Below are 21,319 nucleotides of genomic sequence, written 5' to 3' on the forward strand. Positions count from 1 at the left end.
CAGGGCTTAATTTGTGTGAATTATAAACAGAATTTTTCTAAATGAAATAGCTTTTAGAGATGAATTTTTAAATTTTTTACAAGTAATTGATTGTATAAAATTTATAATTTTATAGTTTTATTTGTATACGCTGATCGGTTTTTTCATTGCTTCCTGTAACTCAAGCTTTTGTAAAAAACAGGCGAAACCTTCAGCAACTTTTGATTGTAGTCGACTACTGGTCGCTACCCTCAACTGATTGGACCAGGTAATTTTGACTCCTGCCTGTTGTAAACGGCGAACAAAGTCGACATCTTCATGACAATCTAGCTGGCTAAATCCGTTAGAATTATTATATATACTTGTTTTAAAACATAAATTTGCACCATGAATATGCCGATGATCCATTTTGTCCTGATAGTGGCCTAAATATTTTAGTCGGGCTTCCAAGCTTAAATTTTTCCATTCGTCCACTTCAACGACCCCACAAATTGCGTCAGTGGGTTGGTGCTTCCACATGGCTTTGAACCAGTCTTCCTGTACACTTGAATCCGCATCAGTACAACAGATCCAGTCGCATCCTTGTTCAATTACTTTTTGTACTCCTAAATGACGGGTCTTACCCACTGAACGAAAGTCACAACTAATGACGTCCACCCCCAGTCGCATCGCTTTGATCGCGGTTTGATCGGTACAACTGTCTAAGACAACTAAAATCTTAATCTCGGGAATATTTTCTGATGAACCAAGGTATTGATAAAATTCAAATTGTGCTTTTTTTAAGGCCAGCAAGCAGCGTTCTATAAAGGCTTCTTCATTACAGGCAGGAATAACCACGCCAATTTTATTCATTTAAGGCCCTCTTGCTCTGCCACAGATTGTGGGCTATTCATCCAGACATCAATTAGAAAATCAGGTTCCTGAAGTTGTGAACATTTTCTGTAAAGTAAGTGTGCATTTAGATGGTCATGAATATCATCACCAGTAAAGCTAAAACCTGAAATCGGTGCCCGCCAGTGACAAGCCAGAATACAGCCTTCTGCATCAAGAGCGTGGTGCAGCCAGTGGGTCAATTTCTCTAAAGCGGCCTGATCCAGATAATATAAGACTTCACTCAGCACAATTAGCTGGAATTTACGCTCTGGCAAGTCTTCCGGAACAACGCCTTGGACAAAACTGACATGAGAATAATCTTGCAGGCGTTGTTGTGCCAGCCGGATCGCTGTCGTATTGGCATCCAGACAGATGAGTTCTCCAGTATGAGGAGCCAGTTCCTGACTTAGCATGCCATTACTGCAACCGATTTCTATGGCAGATTCAAAATGCAGTTTGGGCAAGAGTGCTTTACAAATTTGACGTTTACGCTGTTCATACCAGCGCTGTTCATAATGCCATGGATCTCCCTGATTCAACGCATATAAAGCATCAAAATAGGCATGATCATAAGTTGATTTACTGTTCATACAGATAAACCTCCCATGGCTGTAAAACACGCTCTAATGCATGCTCAGGGACAATCGGTGCCTGTTCTGTCGTCGGATCATTCTCAATCTGACTTTTGAAACATCGTGCAGCTCGGGCTTTACATTTTAATTCTTCATCTGTCAGCCTGAGTTTGTGCGCAACCGTCCAAGGAATTCGGGTATCTCCTGGTGTGGCCCAGTGCCACGCCCAGATTAAAACTTGAATATATGGTAACTGTAGCTCAGTGGCGAGTTGCTGGACGACCTGCCCAGTTATTTCATGATCTGGATGTCCATCATGAACAAAAGTCGTGACCAATACATCATTAGGCTGTAAATATGAATACAATTGCTGTTTGAGCAAGTCTCGCTGCTCAGCCACTTTTCCATCCTGAATATCCAAAGCAATCCGAAGAACTGGCTGTTCTAAGGACAATTCTTCGAGAGCTTGGCGAGTTTCTGCTGGACGAATCTGGTTCAGTTCTTCTGGCGTATACAGACTCGAACCGGGATGACTGGCCGTACCATTAGTCACTGCAAACAGTACAATCTTATAGCCGAGTTTATCCAGACGTTGCATCAGTCCGCCACATCCCAGAATTTCATCATCCGGATGCGGTGCCACAATACAGACTCTGGCATCTGCAGGAATTACATTGGAAATATTAAATTCTGGTATCTGTTGCAGTATTTCGCAGTTACGCCATTCTTCCACCCGTGTCCCCTCCCCATGGATCACACGATCTTCGACAATCTCATGTTTTAAAGTGCCCATAGTTCTTCCTCCTGTGCGCTTAGTTCTCCAATACGCTCAAGATCAAAAGCAGCATGGCTTTGACGGATAAATACCGGCAGATCTGCTGCGAGCTGGGCAAAATAAGAATTGGTACAATAAGGCGATGCGCCAAGTGCTTTTCCGACCTGGTTCAGTACATTTAATGCAGTGGCTTCAACCTGCGCACGCAAAGCCTGAATCTGAAGTTGATGAGGAAATTTAGGTTGCTGGTCAATCAATTCTGCAACCCGATAGAACAAAGCCTGAGTAGCTAAAAGATCACGGCTGATTTCACCCAGATACATGGCTTTATACATATGTGGTTTTCTTAACTGTTCCTGCTGCAGATATTCAGCAAGAGCTACTGTCGCACCATACCAGCAAGCGGCAACGCCTGCTGCTCCATGCCAGAATCCCACCCTATCCAGATAAGCATGTGGATCAGCGACTTTTTTGACAGGGACCTGATTAAATTCCAGTTGAGCCGTGGACGTATGCTGCATTCCCAAAGCTTGCCAGACAGTATGGTCATGCTGAATACCAGGCTGCTGCATATCTACAATTAGCAATTGAGAGCGATTTTGTTCATCCCGATATGTCAGTAAACCTGACTCTACCCAGCTCGAAGCGGAACACCAGGTTTTGATGCCAGTCAGCTTGCCTTCATCCAGCTGCAATGGTTGAGGCCCTCCTTCTGCTGCCCAGACTGCCCAGAGCTGATGAGGATTTGCCGGAATATTTAATTCATGCAGAATTGCGAGTGCATCCAGATGCGACTCAAATATTTTTCCCAGGCTTAAATTGGTTGCCGAGATCTGGCTTAAAATTTGCCAGCGTTTTAAAGTTTCCCCTGATGCAGGAAAAGGAACCTGATCCGAAAGTTGCACCAGTTCCTTCAAAGTCGTTTGAATATTTTCTTTAGGTTCTAATGATGAATTTTTAAATCTTTCTAATATTGAACTGAGGTCCATAAAAGTGCTTCCTCAAAAATATCGATATTGTGGTCATTTGATGAAAGCCAGTTAAGGAAAAAGCCTTTTCATCTGTTTTAAACGGGTCATCAGTCCTAGTACCTTACGGCGTGCCATAATTTCTTCTTCACTAAAAGGCAACTCTTCTCTGAGTTGACTCATAGGTAGGTGGTTATGTTCGATCAGATAAATATCCTGCTCCCTGCTCCATTGCGCATTTTGCATCTGTGCCAGTAATTTTTTAGGATCTGGTCTCGCCATAAAAGTTTTATTCCTTGAAATAGAGAATAGAAGCCGAAGCTTCTATTCTCATGGTATTTATGCAGGAATAGTTTCTGAGATCAATTCACGCGCCCAAACCCGGTGATTCATGATCAAGGTCTTGAAGCTATCTTGCACAGTATCGAATTGAGAATTTGCTAAAGTACCTTCATCACTGATCAGTTTTAGATCTTCAATCAGCTGACCTTTATCTCCCAGGAAGACAATCGGTTTCAGATGCTTATAAGCCTCAAGCAGATAGTGAGTCGCGATACCATCTTTCAGCACCATGTCATAGTTATCGCCATCGACAATAACTACAGCATCATAGGCAATTGACGGTTCAGCTTTCTGCATGCCATCAGATGGGATCACTGTACCTTGCTGGCTCAGAACTGGTCCTGGACGAGGTGTTAACACATCAGCCACAGCACTCTCTGATTCAGCCCAAGCCTGTACAGCTTTGATACTGGCTTCATTGGCTTTGTCATGTGCCAGAATCGCGATTTTACGTGCCTTAATATCGGCAGGTTTAAACGCTTCAAAAGACAGACGCTTAGAAATCAGAACATCAGGCAGTTTGGCAGCTTTTTTCTCAGCTGGGATTTCAATTCCTAACTGGTCCGCAACCTGTTGAGCCAGCGTCAAGTCGATATTGCACAACACTTCGAGAACTTCACGTTCACGGATATTTTGGCGCTGTACTTTACTCAGTTCGAATACATAGGCATCAATAATATGCTTCTGCTCATGCGGTGCCTGACTTTGATAGAATAAACGGGCATGAGTGAAGTGATCATTAAAAGACTCACTACGCTGGCGGATTTTATGACCGTCAATACGCTCCTGATAGCTTTCGAAACCACCTGCCTGAGTCGCACCTGGTGCTTCAGCCGGCCAGTTGTCATCAATCGAGTTTGGTTCGTAGTTGGCCTGTCCGGTGTGAATAAGACGTTGATGCAGACCATCACGCTGATTGTTATGGAATGGGCACACCGGCTTATTGATTGGAATCTGATGGAAGTTTGGACCACCTAGGCGGCTCAGCTGAGTATCAGTATAAGAGAACAGTCGGGCCTGTAGTAGTGGGTCATTGGTAAAGTCAATGCCTGGTACGACATGACCTGGGCAGAAAGCGACCTGCTCAGTTTCGCCAAAGAAATAATCAACATTACGGTTCAACACCATACGGCCAATTGGAGTCACTGGAACCAGTTCTTCCGGAATGATTTTGGTTGCATCCAGCAAGTCAAAATCAAATTTCATCTCATCTTCTTCAGGAACGATCTGTACGCCTAATTCCCATTCCGGGTAATTACCGGAAGCAATCGCTTCATACAGGTCACGACGATGGAAATCCGGATCCTTACCTGCCAGTTTTTGCGCTTCATCCCATACCAGCTGTGTCAAACCTTGTTTAGGCGTCCAGTGGAACTTCACAAAGACAGCTTTATTTTCGGCATTGATCAAACGGAAAGTATGTACACCAAAACCTTGAATAGATCGTAAATTACGTGGAATAGCACGATCCGACATTGCCCACATCACCGCATGTGCAGATTCAGGTACAAGAGAGACAAAGTCCCAGAAAGTATCATGTGCTGACGCACCTGATGGAATCTCGGTTTGTGGTTCAGGTTTCAGCGCATGGACAAAATCAGGGAACTTGATGCCATCCTGAATAAAGAACACTGGTGCATCGTTGGCTACCAGGTCAAAGTTACCTTCATCCGTATAGAACTTGGTCGCAAAACCACGAATATCACGTACCGTATCTGCTGAACCGCGAGGACCTTGTACTGTAGAGAATCGAACAAAGACAGGAGTCTGGGCACCGGTATTGGTTAGAAACCCGGCTTTAGTCCATTTTTCATTGCCTGGATAAGCTTCAAAAAAACCATGTGCCCCAACACCACGTGCATGCACAATTCGCTCTGGAATACGCTCATGATCAAAATGGGTAATCTTTTCACGGAGAATAAAATCCTCCATTAAAGTCGCACCACGAACGCCCGCTTTTAGACTGTTCTGGTTATCCGAAATCTTGACACCTTGGTTGGTAGTCAGTGTCTGTTCGGTTGAGTCGCTACGGTATGCATCAAGCTGCTCACTTTTTTTATTGGTATTTTGCTTATCTAAACCATTTTTACCTGTGGCTGGACTATTCGCCTTAATTTTCATGACATTTTCCTTGCTGATCTTGAGTTTAGTGAAGTCTTTTTTTGCCTATCTCAAATTCGCTTGAGTTTTATTCAACATCTTGGCGTTTTTACAGAAAAATAAAGTTCCACTTTTATCTGCATGCGGTGAGCTGTTGCTGAGTATGAAAATCTTTTTATTGATTTCGTCTGTATCCCTAACATAACGAGATTTGACGAATACATTGCTGAGTCTTTGTAGTGGCTTGTTTAATAAAGGCACAGTTCTGTTATTTTTCTTAACTACACAGTTTTTTTTACCGAGTAACGATCACAAAGTTTGAAAAATTTAAAGCTGATAGTTTTTACTAAAAGATAAAATCATGAAATAAAGGCTTAATCATCTAAAAATGAAAACAAGTTTTTAAAAAGCTGATCCAGACATTTGAGTTTTATAAGGCAAAATTAATTTCTTTATACAGTTACAATCCTGTCACCAGGCTATACAGAACGCCTAAACTTATATCTTTGCCCGTCCTATAAACTATATAACTCAGAAGTACTTAAAATTATTTCCACATATAAATAGTGGCAAAAATCTATTTCATATAAAAGGTCATGCTGCCAAGATTTCCTATCTTTTCAGCCATGACTGGCAAACTTCTATTTTAAAAGATATCTCTCTACAAAATTGTTAAGGAGTAAAACATGGGCTCTTCAGAAAAAAATGCTAAAGCTATGAAAATTGATATTGGTATTTCTTACGAAGACCGTGCCAAAATCGTCGAAGGTCTATCTAAATTATTGGCAGACAGCTATACCCTCTATTTAATGACCCACAACTTTCACTGGAATGTCACCGGACCACAGTTCAATAGTCTGCACAGCATGTTTATGACCCAATATACCGAACAGTGGAATGCTCTTGATCTGATTGCAGAACGTATCCGGGCCTTAGGCTTTGCCGCACCCGGCACTTACCAGCAATTTGTTAAGCTGACTGCTATTAAAGAAGTAGAAGGTGTACCAGATGCCCAAGAAATGTTGCGTTTATTGGTAAATGCTCATGAAACGGTAGCTCGTACCGCACGCAATCTTTTTGAAGTTGTTGATGAAGTCAACGATCAACCGACTGCAGATTTAATCACGCAACGTCTTGATGTGCATGAAAAAACAGCCTGGATGTTAAGAAGTACTTTAGAGTAATTAACTTTTCTCATTGAGAAAATAACTTTAAAATCAGAAAATTAGCTTTTTCTAGAACAAATAAGTGCTCAAATTTAAGTCATATCCTTTTGAGCACTTATTTATCTCACCTTCCACCCTATAGTGAAGGCTTTGAAAAATAAATATTTACCTTTTAAGAAATTATTTTTTAATCAATAAATCTTTATTTATTATCTATTTAATTATATTAGCTTAGATAGGGAATTTGGCTTTTAAATAAAAATTTCTTATATTATAAAAATATAATTTTTACTAAATCAGCATTTAATCACTTTTTTTGATCTCAGTCTTTTTCCATATCTTTTAAATATATTGAACAAATGGACCAAACCATTTCTGCTTACAAAATAAGCAACAGATTAAGCTTCAAAAATGCTTACAAACTGAATATTATTCATCTAAAATAGAGAACCACATCACATAATATAATTATTGAAATATATTGTATACATTTTGTATTTCTGAAAGATTCAGGGGATTAAGTTATGAGTGTTCAAAAGCTGCTCATTTCACTCAAACTTAATTTACGTAAATTGATTTTAATCCTTTTACTTGTGAGTCTGGTGATTCTTTTTTCAATTACATTGATTGTGAGCAATGTAATTCACCGACAGCAACTGATTAATAATTCTCTTGCAACTAATTATGAGTATGCAGCTAAAGTTGCTTCTATTTCTGATTTATATTTTAAAAATATATTTAATGATTTAAGCCTCAGTGCCAATATTATTAAGAATGGCTTTCATAATGAGCAGTTATTAAAAACTGAATTAAACAGATTGATTCAACAATCTAATTCTTTTAGCAGTGTTTTGATCAGCGATGCAGATGGTCATGTCATCGAATATGCGCCTGAAATCTTGAAATTAGATAAAGTTGCGATTATCCGGTCTTTGGGCTTTAGCAAATCACTCGAATCAAAGAAGCCTTATATTTCCTCACCCTATTATTCATTAAAAGGTAATCTGGTCGTCCTGGTTAGTTTTCCCATCTTTGATCAGAATAATAAATACCAAGGCTTTATTGCAGGGTTTATCTATTTACATGAAGAATCCTTATTAAAGACACTTTTAAGCGAAAATTATGGTTATAAAAATAGCTACTTATATGTTTTTGATAAAGAACATAAAATTATTTATCATCCAGAAAGAGAGAGAATTGGAAAAACATTCCAACACAATACCGGTTTAGCTTATATGGAGTCTCATAGCTCAGGTAAAATAAAATTAAACAACGATATGGGAGTTAGCGAACTAGCAAGTTTTGCAAAAATTCCTACGACTAACTGGACCGTGGTGTTTCAGCAGCCTACAGAAGATTTATTCGCCCAAGCCCGTCTTCTTGCCTACAAAGTAATTGGCACAATTTTTGTTATCTATATTATTATCTTTTTAATCATCTGGCGTATTTCAAAATCTATTACCTCTCCATTAAATGATCTTGCCAAAATGGCAAGTCATTTGAATGATCCAGGTATCACTGAAAAGATTAATCATATTACGCCTTGGTATTTTGAAGTTTTTAAATTCAAGAGATCCCTATTATCTAGTGTAAACGTTTTTAATCAGGAGATTGAAGAACTTAAACAGGATACTTTAACCGATCCTTTAACCGGCTTTTATAATCGTCGTGGCTTTGAACTATTTTTAAATGATTTAATTAGCAATAAAACTTATTTTGCTGTGGTGGTTTTGGATATTGACTATTTCAAGAAAATTAATGATCGTCATGGGCATGATATGGGTGATGTGGTATTAACCAAAGTTGCCGGATTTATTCGGGAAAGTTTTCGTGAACAGGATATTTGCTGTCGCGTTGGTGGTGAAGAATTTATTATTCTTGCGCCAGTCAAAGAGATTTCACATGCAACTAAAATCGCTGAAAGATTAAGACATAAACTGGCATCGACTTATTTACTTGAAGTAGGAATAGTCACTGCTTCACTCGGTATTGCACACTGGCCTTTAACTTCGTCTGATATCAAAGAAGTTTTAAAACAAGCAGATACGAATTTATATCAAGCCAAACATTTAGGGAGAAATCGTGTGGTGACAGGTGAAAAAAGTACCTAGTAATAATATTTTTATACAGTTATTAAGTAGATAATTTAAATATATTATTTTGTTATTGTGTTATGGGGTTTAGATCTTTTATTCAAAAAAACAGTATAATTTCTCTAATACTTCTAGGTTTATATAGAGGTTTATACTTAAGGATACAATATGACTTCTTTTTATAATGGAGGCACCAGCCAAGAGATTTTTAATCTGATTGGTCAAGCTGCTGCCTTAGAGGATATCATAGATGCGATTACCGCATGGTTAGGGGATAAAATCCCGGATGCACTGGTATCTTTCATGTTGTATTCGGAACAGGAACAAACGCTTAACTTAATAAAAGAACCATCCTATTTTTCCAGAGAATATATAGACGCTTTAAAAGATCTAAAAATCGGCCCGAATGTAGGCGCGTGTGGTGCAGCTGCATATCATCGTCGTTTAGTGGTCTGTGAGAATTTACTCAATGATCCGAACTGGGTCGCATATAAAGATCTGGTTAAACAAAATGGTTTAAGAGCTTGCTGGTCCGTACCAATTGCCAATGGGAGTGGCAAACTTTTTGGCTCTTTTGGTACTTATTATCGTTCGATTAAGCCCCCTACTCCAAATGAAATTGACCTTCTGCAATATGCGGCTTCGCTGATCGCCTTAACCTTTGAGTTGTATGAAGAACGCAAAAAACGAAATCATCTCAAAGATAAATATCAGTCATTTTTCTCTTTTCATCCCGATGCAATTTTTGAGCATAATCTGGACGGCAATATTGTAGATGCCAACCTGGCCACCAAATTTTTTAACGAAGTTGGTGTTAAATCGCATATCGGAACTAAAATTGACCATTTTATTGAACCTGAACATCGCCCTCTTGCCTTAGAAGCCTTTGAGCAGGCCAAGCATGGTCTGACTGGACACCTTGAAGTTCAGGCACATAACTCGGCAGGACAGAAATACTGGCTCGATTTAACTTTTTTGCCAATTAAAGTGAATGGTGAAATTGTCGGTATTTTTAGCGTGGCACGCGATATAACTGAACGCTATCAAAACAATGAAATGCTGCGCTTAATGAAACGTAGTGTCGATGCAAATCCGCATGGCATTATTTTAACTTCGGCAGAAAATGACCAACCTATTGAATATGTTAATCCGGCCTTTGAGCAGATTACCGGTTATAGCCTGGAAGAACTCAAAGGAAAAAATTGCCGCATCTTGCAGGGACCTGATACTTCCGCGGAAAGCGTCCAGCAAATCAGCGAAGCCATTCAGAATAAATCTGAAATCAAGATTGTCCTGAAAAATTATCGTAAGGATGGACACTGGTTCTGGAACAAGCTAAACCTAGGTCCAGTCTTTGATGAAAATCATAAGTGCACTCATTTCATTGCCATTCAACAGGATGTGAGTCAGCATGTTGCCCAGCAAGAACTAATCGCTTATCAGGAATCACATGACCATTTAACCGGCTTTATCAACAATAAGCTGTTTGAAGAAGTGGTTCAGGAAAAACTGCATCTAGCGCAGAGTGGTTCTGCAAATCTAGTGCTTTTATATCTGGATCTGGATGATTTTGAACCTTTGAATCAAAGCCTCGGTCATGATATTGGCGATAAAATTTTAAAACTAGTGGGCAATCGTCTGAGCCAAAACCTGGAGCCGGAAGATGTAATTTCCAGATTTTCAGGGGATGAGTTTGCAATTTTATTAACTCAAATGGCTGATCTCAAGCAAGTCGCTGTACGTGCCGAAGAAATCATCGCCGGATTATCTCAGCCTTTTCACGTAGATGGTTATGACATTCACCTGAGTGCCAGTATTGGTGTCGCTGATGCCGATCCCGACATCAAATGTGTTAAGCAGTTTATCAATGCTGCCAAAGATGCCATGCGTGATGCCAATGCCGAAGGGGGTAATACCTGGCACTGGTATAATTTCACGAAAGAGCCTTTACCGAAGGTAGATTATGTACAGCTTCGTCATGAACTGATGGTCGCTCTGCACGAACAGCAGTTTAAACTGTTTTATCAGCCGATTCTGGACAGTGAAACGGGCAAGGTCAAATGTCTGGAAGCTTTGATCCGCTGGCAACATCCAGAAAAAGGCTTTATTTCTCCTGCCGATTTCATTCCTTTTGCAGAAAGAACCGGGCAAATCGTCTCAATTGGCGAATGGGTACTTAGACAGGCTTGTGAGGAAGTTAAAGCCTGGAATATGCAGCATGAGACTCAAATTTCGGTTGCCGTCAATCTATCTCCTTTACAGTTTAAAAGAAGTGGATTCCTGAGTGATCTCCAGCAATTATTAGCGGAAATTGAATTCCCGCATGAGTTACTAAAACTCGAAGTGACTGAAAGCATGCTGATTGCCAGCGGTGATAAGTCCATTGAGATCTTAAAAAATGTCCGGGCTTTGGGCATTAAAGTGTCGGTAGATGACTTTGGCACTGGTTATTCGAGTTTAAGTTATTTACGTAGCTTACCGATCGATGAGATCAAACTGGATCGTAGCTTTGTTCAGCATTTACCTGGCAATCCACGAGATGAGGCCATTATTGAAGCCATAATTACCCTAGCGCATAAGCTGGATCTGGAAGTCGTTGCGGAAGGAATTGAGAATCCTGAACAGGCTGAGTGTTTAAAATCACATCATTGTGATTATCTGCAAGGTTTTTACTATGCAAAACCTGCCCGGCTCAATCAGCTAGAGTTAATCAGTTTCTGATTAATGTTCCCTGTTTGAGCAGTACAGTTTCAGCTTCTAAGTAAGCTAACTCTTCTAAATGATGGGTCACATAAATCATCGGTAAATTCAGCTCATCTTTGATCCGTTTTAGAAAAGGTAAAATCTGCTGTTTTAACTGTTGATCCAGTCCCGTTAAAGGTTCATCTAGTAGCAACAAATTTGGTGAAGACAATAATGCCCGACCAATAGAAACGCGCTGCGCTTCTCCACCTGATAGCTGATGGGCTTTGCGATAAATTAGAGGCTTTAATTCTAATAATTCCACGATGTCTTCAAACTGGAATTTTCGATCTGCTTTAGATATCAGTTTTTCTGCATAACATAGGTTCTGCTGCACATTCATATGTGGAAACAGCAAAGCATTCTGGAAAACTAATGCAATCTTGCGCTGATGCATTGGAATATTAATTTTCTTTTCTATATTGGTTAAATCCTGCTGATTAAACTGAATATATCCTTGGTCAGGTTTTAATAGCCCGACAATATTTTTGAGTAAAGTACTTTTTCCACTCCCAGATGCACCGACAATCCCTAATAGTTGCTGCGACATTTCCAGTTTAATATTCAACCCAAAATCGGCTTGTTGATATTGAAAATCACACTTCAACATTTCAGCCTCCTAATTTCCGTTGATAGTTTTGCAAAATAAGATAATTGGCAATTAAGGCAGTAAATGCCAAAAAAATAGATAAAACCACCAGACGCATCGCCATTTCTTCACCATTCGGTTGTTGCAGTAAGGAATAAATTGCGATGGGAATAGTGCGGGTTTCATCCGGAATATTTCCCACAAAAGTAATGGTGGCACCAAACTCACCCAGACTGCGGCTAAAACATAAGATGCTGCCAATCAGCATACCGGGAATCGCCAGAGGTAAATTGATACTCCAAAACACTTTCCACGGTGCTGCGCCCAATGAACCTGCGATATGTTCGAGTTGCTGGTTCATAAGCTGAAATGACAAACGGATCGGTTGCACCATCAGCGGAAATGCCACAATCATCGAGGCCAATACCGCCCCTTTCCAGTTAAATGCCAGTTGCAGTCCGAGTATATTGAGATATTGGCCAATCATGCCCTGATTACCAAACAGCACCAGAAGTAAGTAACCTAAAACCACAGGCGGTAATACCATTGGCAATTGCAAACATGCTTCAACCAGAAACTTGAGCCGAAATTCATGTCGGGCTAAAACCCAAGCCAATGCTACTGCAAAAGGTAAACAGAATAAGGTCGCAAAGCTGGCCACCTTGGCAGACAGGTAGAGCGCACTGAGTTCTTCTGGACTTAACATCTTGCAGTTATTTCTCCAGTCATTATCTAGGGATTCAGCCTAAATCCATATTTTTGAAAGATAGCTTTGGCCTGCGCGCTTTTTTGTATAAATTGTTCAAATTGCACTGCTTCTTTATTCTGCTCGCCTTGCCGTGTCAAAGCTAAAGGATAAACAATCGGACTATGTGAATTTGCTGGGAAAGTACCGATGATTTTTACTTTTCGGCTGATCAAGGCATCAGTTTTATAGACAATCCCAACTTCACATTCACCTCGTTCGACAAAAGCCAAAGCCGAGCGTACATCATCCGTTCCAACAATTCGTCCTTTTAAGCCATTTAACCAATTCAGTTTGGTCAGACTTTGCTTGGTATATTTCCCGGCAGGCACTGACTCCATTTGCCCGGTACATACATAACCTTTAAAGGACTGGGCAAAATTAAAACTGGACTGGGGTTTAAAATGAATATTCAGATGTTTCGGGCTGATCGCCACTAACTGATTTAACAGGATGGGATGAACTGAACTGGAATTTATAAGTTTCTTGTGTACCAGATAATTCATCCAATCCTGATCAGCTGAAAAGTATAGATCACTACTAGCTCCTGCTTCGATCTGTTTGGCTAAAGCAGAAGATGCACCAAATACGGAAATAATCTTAGTTTGTGGATGTTGGGCTTGGTAAATCCTGGAAATTTCGGTCACAGCATTATTTAGACTCGCTGCGGCGTAAACCTTCACTGTTCCTGCATGGACTGAGGAAAACATCATGGCAATGCACATGGATAAAAACAGAGATTTTTTCATGTGCATCTACCCCATCAGTGAATAAATAAACCTTGAACAAGATCCCCTTCTTTCAAGCTTTTCCCTGCCGGAATTCGAACCAGACAATTGGCCTGCATGAGATTGCTCAGCATATGTGATTGCTGTTTGGACAGACTTTTAACTCGTAAAATCGACTGCTCAAAGCTGGCAGACATTCTTAAAAAGCGCTCTCTGGCATCCATTTTCAGATCATGGGTGAGTACAGCATTAAACCAGTTCGGCTGAGATTTGTGTCCTTGTAAGGCATTTAATAAAGTTGCGGTGTAGATCTGCATGCCCACATACACTGCTGCGGGATTGCCCGGCAAACCCAGCAGATAACAATGTGAACTATCATTGCGCTGTAGCTGGGCAAAGAACATCGGCTTGCCCGGCTTCTGTTTTACTTTCCAGAATATCTGGTCGAAACCTAAATTTAGTGCTACAGGCCGAATGAAATCATAATCTCCGACAGATACACCGCCCGTGGTTAAAATCAGGTCATGGCTTGCTGATAATTCTTGAATGAGATCCCATACTGCCGCTTCAGTATCTGCAACATGAAAAATCTCAACCTGCTGCCCAGCTTGCTGAAACCAGGCTTCAATCAGGGGACCGTTGGCATCAAAAATTTTACCCGCTGCAAAATCCTCGATACTTTCAGCAACTTCATCACCTGTAATGACCACAGCCACTTTAGGATATTGAAAAACCTTAACAGTATTGATCCCCGCCATGCTTAAAGAGGCAATTGCACCGACTGACAGCTGCTGACCTTTATTGGCCAATAATTGCCCGACTGAAATTTCTTCGCCCACATCCCGAATATCGGCATGAATTTTAAGCTGTTCCGTAATTTTGATTCTGGATAAATCAATTGCTTGAACGATTTCCTGACGTGCGACCGTAGTAGTCCCAAGCGGAATTTTAGCGCCGGTAAAAATCCTGACTGCCTGACCATCCTGAAGTTGCAGCTCATCCTGTTGCCCTGCCCGAATTTCACCGATAAGCTGAAACTCACTTTCTGGTTCAATTGCAGCTTGGGTACACAGTGCATAACCATCTACGGCACTTTGCGAAAATAACGGTAAATTAATCCCAGAATAAATATCTTCTGCCAGATAACGATTCAGGGCCTGATTCAACTTCAGTCGTTCAGTTGCTAACACTTGAGTATGCTGCAAAATCAATTCTAAAGCCTGATCTACTGTAATCAGACCATGGTCTGCTCCGCATCCAGACATTATTGATAACCGCCTTGATGTGGAATATTTTTTTGCACATCAAATAAATGTACCAACGCTGGTAGTACGGCAATTAAAGATTCTTTGGCGCCTTGTCGGCTGCCCGGTAAAGTCATTACCAAACTGTTATCAATATAGCCCGCAACGCCACGACTTAAAGCCGCATACGGCGTTCGTTTCTGGCCGAAACTGCGTGAAGCTTCCATGAGTCCAGGAATTTCCCGTTTCAGTAAAGGCTGTAAAGTTTCAACTGTTAGATCTTTAGGACCTAAGCCTGTTCCACCTACAGTCAGGATCAATGGATAGTCATTTTTTTGCTGTTCAACTAGTGCCAATAACTGTTCAGGGTCGTCTGGGATTACCTGATAGGCAATATTTTCAAAATTGGCTTCTTGTAATATTTCCAGGACATTTTGCCCTGCTGTATCCGGTTTTTTACCGGCAGCGACCGTATCTGAAAGCACAATGATGGATGCTGGCAAGGCTTCTTTTAAGACACGGGTAAAATGCGATTTACCGCCTTTTTTCTTTTGCAATTTACATTGATCCAGACATAGATCTTCCGGTTCACAATGTGGTTTAAGCATGTCATAGAGGGTCAATCCAGCCAGACTAACGGCAGTCAAGGCTTCCATTTCCACACCAGTTGGACCAATAGTCTCTACTGTGGCAATAATTTCGACATGTGCATCAAACAGTTCATATTCCACATCTGCACGATAAATTGGTAAGGGATGACAAAGTGGAATCAGTTCATCGGTTCGTTTAGCCCCTAAAATCCCGGCGATGCGAGCTGTCTTTAGAGCATCACCTTTTTCCGTATTGCCATTCCGTAATAATTCAATGCAATGTGGCGGTGCATGCAGAATCCCTGTAGCTACTGCAGTCCGATAACTTTCTGCTTTCATCCCGACATTTTTCATTGCATGTTCCTATAGTTCATTTCTTCTTAAAACGTGTGTCTGTTCTGACTTATATCGGCCATTGATAGATGAATGGTGTATTCTCTTTGGCATGATGACAATGTTGATGCGTCTCATCTGAATGTTTTGGATGATGATGCATGTGAGCAGTTTCTACATCTTTACGGATACAACATCCCTCAACATATTGACTGCTGCCATCCATATAAAACTCTTCTTTCCAGACTGGCACCTCATGTTTGACCCGCTCTACTGCTTCCTCACAAGCAGCAAAAGCCTCATGTCGATGTGCAGCATAAGCAATTGCAATAATGGCTTTTTCACCAATATCTAATGCCCCAATTCGATGAATCACCCGCACATAGGACACGCCGTATTTGGCCTGGATTTCCTGTTCAATCTGGCGAATCATTTTTTCTGCAACAGGTGCATAGGCCGTATATTTCAGTGCCTTGACTGCTTTACCTTCATGGTGATTGCGTACCGTTCCAATAAATACTCCAACTCCACCACATTCAGGAAAAGACTGGATCGGATCAAAACTTTCCAGATCTAAAGCAGTATCCTGAATCCTAGAAAATTGCTTGAATTCGCTCATTTCAGCCTCCTGCGACAGGTGACAACAGCACCAAAGTACTGTCAGCATTAAGAGGTGTCTGACGTGAAATGATGTCTTCACCAATGGCACAGGCACAGCGTTCAATCATGCCAAATGCATCAGGATAATCTTGTCCCACCTGATTCAAAACTTCAGATACGGTACTTTGAGATTTGCAGATAATTTCGAGATCTTGCGGTAACTGTCGCTCTACCGCACCGAAGGCTTCAATTCTGATTCTGATCTGTGACATCTTAGCCTCCTATCATGTGCATACTAATTTTGCGGCTGTTTTGATTCATACTTTGATTTTTTAAACGCTGCTCTATGGCATGAAAGCCCTGTTCTTTGTTCCAGATATATCGGGATAAAGCACCATACAAATTCAACTCACTTAGAGCGACAGATGAATTTAGTGATTTGATTTCCTTTTTAAGATTCAAGCCTTGAGGTGCAAACAGGCAGTTATAAAATTCACCTTGTGCAGTCAATCGCAAGCGGTCACAGCTGCCACAAAATGAATTGGTAATGGTTGAAATAATTCCAATCGGATGGCCATCAATCAGATACTGGCGTGCGGGTTCCGAAGCTGATTGGGCAGAATTATTAGTTTTTTGAGTGAGCGTAAATTCAGTCGCCAAAGTTTCTAAAATGTATTGTTCACTGACTACATGCTCAGTAGACCAATTGTGATCACCATCAAGTGGCATAAATTCGATAAAGCGCAGGACAATATTTTGCTGAACTGACCAGCGCGCCAATGGCAGGATCTGATCATCATTGATACCCTGCATCAGCACGGTATTGATCTTAACCGGTAAACCTGCAGCTTGTGCTGCCTGAATTCCTTCCAGTACAGGTGCCAAATCCTTTTGGGTCAGCTGTTTAAACTGATCAGCATCCAGACTGTCCAAACTAATATTCAGGTCATCCAGTCCCGCCTGCTTTAAGGCCTGTGCATATTGTTTTAAGTAATGCGCATTCGTAGTCATGGAAATGCGTTGTAGTCCCAGCTTTTTCAGCGCTTGCAGTTGTTCAACAAAATGCACTACGCCCTGACGCATTAAAGGCTCACCACCGGTAATGCGGATATACTGAATGCCATGACGCACCATAAAATCGCAAAATTGATACAGCTCTTCAAAACTGAGCAGATCGTGTTTTTTCGTCCATTCCGGATGTTCAGGCATACAATAAACACATTTAAAATTGCAGCGATCGGTCACTGAAATCCTTAGCTTGCGCTTGCCACGACCGAATTGATCGACAAACAAGGCATCATTTTTAAGCTGTGTCATCATATTCATGTTGAACATCCATCTTCAGGCATTGGGTGGGTTGTTGCACATATGCAGTGCGCGAAACTCAAATCGCCCAATCTTGTAATAATTAGATTTGCAATAAGTGTTCCAACTTTGTGCCAAAAGCAAAATATTCAGTTTTTAGTGCAGAAATTTGAGCTGTTGATACTGTTGCAGTTCATCCAGCGAGTTAATACTGTGAAAAAATAGCGCACGATTTTTAAAACGTGCCACTTGTGCGTGCAAATCAGCAAAACAGTGTTTAAGACTGCGCTGTTCCTGTTCAAGATGTAAGTTCAGGGTTGCCAGACTGCTGCGTTTGACCAGACAAAATGGATAAAGTGGCTTGCCGTTAATTTCCACATAGGCCACTTGAGCCAGACTATTTTTGGCTAGAGCCTGGTGTAACTTGAGCAATACTTTGGAAGGAATATAAGTTAGGTCACAAGGGACAAACAGTACATAATCCGACTGCACATGCGACCAGGCACTTTTCATGCCCATTAACGGCCCCTGAAAGCCCGGCTCATCATCTTGATAATAATGAACACTGGGAATAAGTTTCTGGTAAATGGAATAGTCGCGATGGCTGTTAATCCAGACCTGTGCAACATTCGATTTCAGCTGTTGGTGAATCTTGATCAGCTGAATCTGGTCATCGAATTTCTGCAACAGTTTGTTGATGCCATTCATGCGTCTTGCCTGTCCACCCGCCAGGATCACCAGATCAGTACGCGGATAGGCTGTTTTATTATTTTCTCTCTCGGCTCCTTTTTTCATTCTACCGTCTCCAATTGACATGTTTTAATCAGGCCACGGATTTCAGGTAAACACGAACCACAATTCCCTCCGGCTTTTAAACATGCGGTCACCTGTTTTTCATCCGTAATATTTTTAGTTTTAATGGTTTCAATGATGCGGTTTTTACCGACTTTAAAACAGCTACAGACCAGTGGACCTTCATTATTTGCCATCGACATTGGTTGTCCGGCAAGTAAGGCTTTACGGTGCATAGCACTTAAACGTTCACGTTTAAACAGACTTGCCACCCAGTCACGGTCCGGCAATAAGGCCTTCGGTGCAATATATAGACTGGCAATCACATGACCATCCTGAAGTATCACGCTATGACTGATGTGGGCGGTCTGATCTTCAAGATTCAGCCATTCAAAACTTTCATCCTGAAATGGCAATAATTCTTTTAAATGCTCAGTGGTGTAGCTAAATTTCTTCCGGTCTGCCAGTTCATAACGTACTGCCTTGCTGGTAGTGATTTTAGTCCACCACACGGTGGCTTCAATCGACGGCTGTACGATTTTTTCAAAGCCTTGACGCACATAAAATACGCCTTGCCACTGGCTATAAAATGGATGGATGATAACCGGAGTATGCTTGAATTCTGGCTCACCCGAAATAGCATCCACTACCGGATTCACCAGTTTGCCAATACGCGCATCGGATGCGACCTGATCATTCCAGTGAATGGGTGCAAAGACCTGTCCACGGCGGATATTGTCACTAATAGTCGCACGCAAGACACAATTGCCCCACTGCGATTTCACCTCAACCAATTCACCATCCTGAATCCCGTATTTTAGTGCATCATTCGGGTGAATTTCACAGTAAGGTTCGGCACGGTGCGTACTCAAATTCGCCGATAAACCGGTACGGCTCATGGTATGCCACTGGTCACGGATTCGGCCGGTATTTAAAATTAAAGGATATTCACTGGAAACCAGATTTACCGGATCAATCGCTGTGGTAGCAATAAACTTGGCTTTGCCATCCGCATGACTGAACTGACCTTGAGCAAATAACCGGGTGACAGATTTCGCATCTTGATGCTTATCCCAAACTGGCCACTGCACTGGATCCAGTTCGTCATATTCTTGTGCAGTTAAATTACTTAAGCCTTGCAAGTTGAAATAACGGAAATATGGCGTTTCAGATCGCTGACTTAAATCAGAGTTTTGCTCGGCAGATAATCGGACATGCTCCAGAAAAATGTCATGGCTATTATTAAAATCAAAACCTGTGAAACCCATCTTCTGAGCCACCTGACTGATCGCCCACCAGTCAGCTTTGGCTTCACCCGGTGCATCCAAAAATGCATGCTGACGTGAAATACGACGTTCCGAATTGGTCACGGTACCGTCTTTTTCTCCCCAGCCTAATGCAGGTAGCAAGACATCGGCATATTGGGTCGTATCTGTATCTTGGCAAATATCGGATACCACCACGAATTCGCATTTTTCTAGCGCACGTTTGACCTGATCGGCATCTGGTAAGCTGACCACCGGATTGGTGGCCATAATCCAGATCGCCTTGATCTTGCCACTTTCAACGGCCTGGAATAAATCAACTGCTTTCAGTCCTGCTTGTTTAGCAATATACGGGCTTTGCCAGAAATTTTGTACCAGCTGCTGATGTCCCGGATTTTCTAAATCCAGATGTGCAGCCAGCATATTGGCTAGACCACCGACTTCACGCCCGCCCATCGCATTTGGCTGACCGGTCATGGAAAATGGCGCTGCACCGAGTTTGCCGATTTTGCCTGTTAATAGATGACAATTGGTAATGCTGTTGGCTTTATTCACCCCTTGCGAAGACTGATTGACCCCCATTGAAAACAGGGTCATAACTTTTTCAGTTTCGGCGAATTTCTGATAAAAAGTTTGCAGTTTCTCGACTGCAATACCGGTACGTTGAGCAACTTCTTGAATCGGAGACTCAGCTTCACTTTGTACTAAGGCTTGCTCCAAGCCTTGTGTATGTTGAGCAATAAATTCTTGGTCTGCGTGACTATTTTTCCAGAGGTACTGCAATAAGCCATTAAACAGCGCCACATCCTGACCTGGCAGAATTGGTAGGTGTAGATCTGCTGCTTCACAGGTACTGGTAAAACGCGGATCAACCACGACCACAAACAGGTCGCGCTGTTCCTTGGCTTTCATAATGCGCTGATACAGCACTGGATGACACCAAGCGGTATTGGAACCGACCAGTACCACCATGTCAGTATGTTCGAAATCTTCGTAGCTGGCTGGAACCAAATCTTCGCCAAAAGCTCGTTTATGTGCAGCAACAGCTGAAGACATACACAGACGTGAATTGGTATCGATGTTTGCAGTACCAAGATAGCCTTTGACGAATTTGTTCACTACATAATAGTCTTCAGTCAGCAGCTGACCCGAGACATAAAAGGCAATGCTGTCACGACCATACTGGTCGATACATTGCTGAAATTTATTGGCAATGGACGAAACTGCAGTATCCCAACTCGTGACTTCACGCTGATCTTTACGACCCAGCATTGGATGTAGTAAACGAGTTTCAAGTCCTAGGGTATCGGCCAAATTACTGCCTTTAATACACAGCTTACCGTAATTAGAAGGATGGTTGGCATCACCTTCAACAGTCACTTTCGAACCTGATATGGTCGGCGTTACATGTGCAGTCACACCACAACCCACGCCACAATATGGGCACGTGGTCTGTGTGGTTTTAGTTTTTAATTCTGTGGAGCTTTCAATTTCCACAACGGGAATACTGTTCATGGA

Annotated in this window: 19 protein-coding genes; 3 read left to right on the forward strand and 16 right to left on the reverse strand. The window is 41.6% G+C overall.

Features of this window, described 5'->3' with window-relative positions; translation table 11 throughout:
- Positions 1 to 117: 117 nt before the first annotated feature.
- From FTV14_RS07760 to katE, 6 genes are read right to left on the reverse strand one after another with little or no spacing between them, the layout of a single operon-like run.
- Positions 118 to 831, reverse strand: a complete 714-nt coding sequence (locus tag FTV14_RS07760; RefSeq protein ID WP_180053703.1) for a glycosyltransferase family 2 protein — start codon at positions 829 to 831, stop codon at positions 118 to 120.
- Positions 828 to 1,442, reverse strand: a complete 615-nt coding sequence (locus tag FTV14_RS07765; protein ID WP_180053704.1) for a class I SAM-dependent methyltransferase — start codon at positions 1,440 to 1,442, stop codon at positions 828 to 830. The genes FTV14_RS07760 and FTV14_RS07765 overlap by 4 nt, the downstream gene beginning before the upstream one ends.
- Positions 1,432 to 2,217 carry a PIG-L deacetylase family protein gene (locus FTV14_RS07770; protein ID WP_180053705.1) on the reverse strand — a complete coding sequence of 262 codons (786 nt, stop codon included), beginning with the start codon at positions 2,215 to 2,217 and terminating at the stop codon, positions 1,432 to 1,434. Before FTV14_RS07770 ends, FTV14_RS07765 begins: the two co-directional genes overlap by 11 nt.
- Entirely contained in the window at positions 2,205 to 3,188 is a 984-nt protein-coding gene (locus FTV14_RS07775) for an acyl-CoA dehydrogenase (RefSeq protein WP_180053706.1), read from the reverse strand. The genes FTV14_RS07770 and FTV14_RS07775 overlap by 13 nt, the downstream gene beginning before the upstream one ends.
- A 51-nt stretch (positions 3,189 to 3,239) precedes the next feature.
- Positions 3,240 to 3,449 (reverse strand): hypothetical protein, encoded by a 210-nt coding sequence (locus tag FTV14_RS07780; RefSeq protein WP_166135421.1) that lies wholly within the window; start codon positions 3,447 to 3,449, stop codon positions 3,240 to 3,242.
- A gap of 57 nt (positions 3,450 to 3,506) precedes the next feature.
- Entirely contained in the window at positions 3,507 to 5,630 is a 2,124-nt protein-coding gene (gene katE, locus FTV14_RS07785; protein ID WP_125279290.1) for a catalase HPII, read from the reverse strand.
- A 665-nt stretch (positions 5,631 to 6,295) separates the two neighbouring features.
- Here katE and FTV14_RS07790 point away from each other — a divergent pair.
- The 3 genes from FTV14_RS07790 (at position 6,296) to FTV14_RS07800 (ending at position 11,589) form a co-directional block, all read left to right on the forward strand.
- Complete coding sequence (locus tag FTV14_RS07790) at positions 6,296 to 6,793, forward strand: Dps family protein (protein WP_004783133.1); 498 nt, start codon at positions 6,296 to 6,298, stop codon at positions 6,791 to 6,793.
- Positions 6,794 to 7,299: 506 nt separating this feature from the next.
- On the forward strand, positions 7,300 to 8,886 hold the full coding sequence (locus FTV14_RS07795; RefSeq protein WP_180053707.1) for a sensor domain-containing diguanylate cyclase: 1,587 nt from the start codon (positions 7,300 to 7,302) through the stop codon (positions 8,884 to 8,886).
- 150 nt (positions 8,887 to 9,036) lie between these two features.
- The gene (locus FTV14_RS07800; RefSeq protein ID WP_180053708.1) at positions 9,037 to 11,589 is read left to right on the forward strand and encodes an EAL domain-containing protein; all 2,553 of its coding nucleotides are present in this window, start codon (positions 9,037 to 9,039) and stop codon (positions 11,587 to 11,589) included.
- Here the strand turns inward: FTV14_RS07800 and FTV14_RS07805 are convergent.
- From FTV14_RS07805 to FTV14_RS07850, 10 genes are all read right to left on the reverse strand, one after another.
- Positions 11,579 to 12,220, reverse strand: coding sequence for an ATP-binding cassette domain-containing protein (locus FTV14_RS07805; protein ID WP_180053709.1), 642 nt, complete (start codon positions 12,218 to 12,220; stop codon positions 11,579 to 11,581). The genes FTV14_RS07800 and FTV14_RS07805 overlap by 11 nt on opposite strands.
- A 1-nt stretch (position 12,221) precedes the next feature.
- Positions 12,222 to 12,905 carry a molybdate ABC transporter permease subunit gene (gene modB / locus FTV14_RS07810; protein ID WP_180053710.1) on the reverse strand — a complete coding sequence of 228 codons (684 nt, stop codon included), beginning with the start codon at positions 12,903 to 12,905 and terminating at the stop codon, positions 12,222 to 12,224.
- A 26-nt stretch (positions 12,906 to 12,931) separates the two neighbouring features.
- Entirely contained in the window at positions 12,932 to 13,693 is a 762-nt protein-coding gene (gene modA / locus FTV14_RS07815; RefSeq protein WP_180053711.1) for a molybdate ABC transporter substrate-binding protein, read from the reverse strand.
- A gap of 14 nt (positions 13,694 to 13,707) precedes the next feature.
- Entirely contained in the window at positions 13,708 to 14,937 is a 1,230-nt protein-coding gene (locus tag FTV14_RS07820) for a molybdopterin molybdotransferase MoeA (protein ID WP_180053712.1), read from the reverse strand.
- Positions 14,937 to 15,860 (reverse strand): bifunctional molybdenum cofactor biosynthesis protein MoaC/MoaB, encoded by a 924-nt coding sequence (moaCB, locus tag FTV14_RS07825; protein ID WP_180053713.1) that lies wholly within the window; start codon positions 15,858 to 15,860, stop codon positions 14,937 to 14,939. Before moaCB ends, FTV14_RS07820 begins: the two co-directional genes overlap by 1 nt.
- A gap of 49 nt (positions 15,861 to 15,909) precedes the next feature.
- On the reverse strand, positions 15,910 to 16,458 hold the full coding sequence (locus tag FTV14_RS07830) for a molybdenum cofactor biosynthesis protein MoaE (protein WP_159124323.1): 549 nt from the start codon (positions 16,456 to 16,458) through the stop codon (positions 15,910 to 15,912).
- 1 nt (position 16,459) lies between these two features.
- The gene (locus FTV14_RS07835) at positions 16,460 to 16,711 is read right to left on the reverse strand and encodes a MoaD/ThiS family protein (protein WP_005234437.1); all 252 of its coding nucleotides are present in this window, start codon (positions 16,709 to 16,711) and stop codon (positions 16,460 to 16,462) included.
- 1 nt (position 16,712) lies between these two features.
- A complete protein-coding gene (gene moaA / locus FTV14_RS07840; protein WP_180053714.1) occupies positions 16,713 to 17,765 on the reverse strand; it encodes a GTP 3',8-cyclase MoaA in 1,053 nt (350 codons plus the stop codon).
- Positions 17,766 to 17,900: 135 nt separating this feature from the next.
- Positions 17,901 to 18,539, reverse strand: coding sequence for a molybdenum cofactor guanylyltransferase (locus tag FTV14_RS07845; protein WP_180031745.1), 639 nt, complete (start codon positions 18,537 to 18,539; stop codon positions 17,901 to 17,903).
- The gene (locus FTV14_RS07850) at positions 18,536 to 21,316 is read right to left on the reverse strand and encodes a nitrate reductase (protein WP_180053715.1); all 2,781 of its coding nucleotides are present in this window, start codon (positions 21,314 to 21,316) and stop codon (positions 18,536 to 18,538) included. The genes FTV14_RS07845 and FTV14_RS07850 overlap by 4 nt, the downstream gene beginning before the upstream one ends.
- Between the last annotated feature and the right edge of the window lie 3 nt (positions 21,317 to 21,319).

Origin of the sequence: Acinetobacter sp. YH12236 (assembly GCF_013417645.1) — a bacterium.
GTDB lineage: Bacteria > Pseudomonadota > Gammaproteobacteria > Pseudomonadales > Moraxellaceae > Acinetobacter.